The sequence below is a fragment of the Rhodothermales bacterium genome (assembly GCA_013002345.1).
Taxonomy (GTDB): domain Bacteria; phylum Bacteroidota; class Rhodothermia; order Rhodothermales; family JABDKH01; genus JABDKH01.
The window spans coordinates 1-3,020 of sequence record JABDKH010000288.1; the positions used below are offsets into that span (position 1 = coordinate 1).

Below are 3,020 nucleotides of genomic sequence, written 5' to 3' on the forward strand. Positions count from 1 at the left end.
CCGACAGCGCAACTACAACCATGCTGAGCATGGTCAACTTCATTTGAGCTGAGGCGATCTTAAACTTCATGGTACTTACTCCAGAACGCACTTGATGGATGGTTTTCTACTGGGATTCGATGGGTGAAAGACGGACGTCGCCGACTGCCTGACGGTAGCGTTCGCCGGTCTGAAGAAGCATTTCTACTTCGTCGATTATTCCGCCGCGATTCAGCCGTGCAAGGACTCGACCCTCGGTCGGATCGATCAGTGTGATCTGCCCGAGGTAGACAGGATCCCCGCGTCCAAGTGTGACATATTCTCCACCCTCGACAAAAACGGCTTTGTCTTCGCCGACGATAGAGACAAGGACTGCATTCTCAACTTCTAGCAAATCGTACGTGTTTGGCGGAATCGCGTTGAGAATAAGAGGATAGAACGGGTTCGTAATGGGCTTCATCTCCGGCAAAACGTACGACGGCACCGGAGGGCGTTCTGCGCCATCCGCCTGCGTGATCGGCAGGCCGTCGGATTCAAACAAGCCCACCATACCTTCATCGCCGGCACTCAGTCCCGTGACTCCACCATAGTAGGCGTCGACGTCCATCTTGAATGAAACTAGAACTTCAAGTTCGTTCTTGCCCGTATCCTTGTTCTCGGAGACGAGATCGATCTGGTCGAGTGCAAGATTGCGGACTCTGTAGAAATTCCTGTTGTTCTCCACTTCCCAGATGAACTTGTAGAGACTCGTATAGTAGCCTCGCCCGGACGCTTTGAACGTGTACGTCCCGAAATCCTGGCCGCGCTGGTTACCGGCAAACTTCACGTCGAAGTTCTTGAAACCCACGGCCGTGAGGCGGTTCAGGTAGCCGACGATATCGGGTGTCTTGAGCGCGGCGGGAATGATCTTGTAACGTGCCTTCCACTTCGTAATGATCTGCTGCGCCATCTGCGCAGACGACGATTCCTCGGCTAGCAGGGCCGTGACTTCGGCCTGGCGCAAGCGCGCGAGCTTCTCGGCTTTCTCGAGCCGCTCCACCTCCTTAGGCTGCTCAAAGTACGTGACGTACACCCCGGCTCCCGTGACCAACAGCCAGCAGGTCGCCAGGATAATGATGTTGTATCCAAGATTTGACATCGCTTAGTAGCTCGTAGAGTTCGGAGGGGAAATCACTAGTTGGATGACGCGACCGAGGTCGGTGTGGAATTGGCTTCCACGTTTTCCCGGGCCACCTGCTCACGCAAGTACCTGGCCGCTTCGGGCAACTCAACCTTGAGAGGTACTCTCATCTCGAAGGTGTACACCGGCGCCTCGCGGATCTCTGAAAAGGTAAGTTCATTGATCTGACCGTCAAGTCGCTCCGCAAGCGAAACGATTCGATCCCTTGACGTGGCATTGCCCGTGAGGATCACCACATTGCCTTCCGACGGACGCCACCGATCAACCCAGATGCCCTTGACGACGGCGGCCTCACGATTTGTCATCTCGAGAGAACGGCTCCACGTGTCGCTGCCGATCAGCAGGGAGTCCAGAACCAGGAGTGCTCGACGGTAGCCCTGGGTGATCGCGTTGATACTGTCGACGCGCGCCTGAAGGACGAGAGGATCCGCAAATGCGACATCTTCAGCAAACTGTTCGACGTTATACCGCTTCGCCTTTATGTCACTCTCGATCGTAAAGTACCTTCCGACGAAGAACACCACAGTGATGAAGAGTGCGCCATACAATGCGAACACGTGCCACGTGACGGGCAGCTTGATTCGGCGCCGGAGTAACTTCTTCGGAAGAAGATTGACATCCTCGAACGCTCCCTGGTACAGCTCGTCGTTGACAAGACGCAGTGCGACGGCAACGGCCAGAGCGGCATTGCTGGGGCTCGCCGATTCCTGGTCGTCGGATTCGAACTTGGGCAGATACTTGCGGATCGATTCGACCCGCGTATCCGAGAAGAACATCTTGAAGCTCTCGACGATAGCGTCCTCGCGATCGTCGGACAGCAGCAGTACGTGCTGCACGTCGCCAACACCATATTCATCCTGAAGCAGCAACACACGGCTGCAAATCGTTTCCGGCGCGTCGTACGTGGTGATGGAGCGAAGACTCTCGTAGTGCAAGAGCTCATCGTCCTGCAAGAACATGACCAGCGTATCCTCGCTTCCGGCCCTCACGACAAGCGTCTTTCGGGGACCCATGTCCATCGGAGCAACTGCAGGTGCATACGATGCATCTTCAGCATCATCCTCGAGCGCCATGCCGGCTTCGGCCGACGAGAGGTAGTACGCGGCACGAGCCATGCCGAAATAGACAGACACTTCAGAGTCCATCAGACGAACGGCGGGCATCCGCACCTTACGATCGCGCATCGCGATGAGCGTACCGGCCACGGGGTCCGCGTTCTTAGCCAGAATCGCCAGACGCCTGCGCATGCCGGCATCCGATCGGGTCATGGGCAGGAAGGCAACACGCTCGTTATCAATGGGCGTATCCAGCTGTGCCGATAGGAGTTCGATCAGCACGTCCGAATCAATCTTTTCGTCTTCTGCCTCCTCCTTCTTCTTCGAACCTGCTTCCTCGGCGATCTGGAGCTCAACACACGTCACGTGGGCGGACGAAACACAGAATGAAACGAAAGGGTCGGGGAATCCCGACTCGGCGCACTCGCTCAGGATTTCGGCCACTTCCATGTCGAAGGTTTCGAGCGTGGCGTTCACCGTGCCACCGCCATCGTCGTCACTTGTCGCACCCTCTACACCCTGGAACTCGGAGCTCAAAAACAGGTCGGATGACGACGAATTGCCGCCGCCAAACTCGATAGTAAAATCTCCAACGGGACTATCGTCGTCTAGCGACTCATTCGCCGAACCGGGAAGTTCAACGCTCGAACCGATCGACGAAGACGACAGCTGACGTGCAAAGCGTCGAAGGACTTCCGGTCCGTCCGGACCATCCTGAACCAGTACGGCGTGCAGAGATCGACCCGATATCGTTACGCCCAGAATACTGTCTTTGGGTCGGGAGATGTTCATGGCTTAAGGATTGT

General features: G+C 56.2%; 2 protein-coding genes. Both read right to left on the reverse strand.

What is annotated here, in order from left to right; translation table 11 throughout:
• Positions 1 to 106: 106 nt before the first annotated feature.
• Entirely contained in the window at positions 107 to 1,117 is a 1,011-nt protein-coding gene (locus HKN37_13920) for a hypothetical protein (GenBank protein NNE47746.1), read from the reverse strand.
• Positions 1,118 to 1,152: 35 nt separating this feature from the next.
• Positions 1,153 to 3,006, reverse strand: coding sequence for a hypothetical protein (locus HKN37_13925; GenBank protein NNE47747.1), 1,854 nt, complete (start codon positions 3,004 to 3,006; stop codon positions 1,153 to 1,155).
• Between the last annotated feature and the right edge of the window lie 14 nt (positions 3,007 to 3,020).

Coding starts and splice junctions, on each gene's coding strand:
- HKN37_13920 (NNE47746.1), bottom strand. CDS start 1,117: ATGTCAAATCTTGGATACAACATCATTATCCTGGCGACCTGCTGGCTG.
- HKN37_13925 (NNE47747.1), bottom strand. CDS start 3,006: ATGAACATCTCCCGACCCAAAGACAGTATTCTGGGCGTAACGATATCG.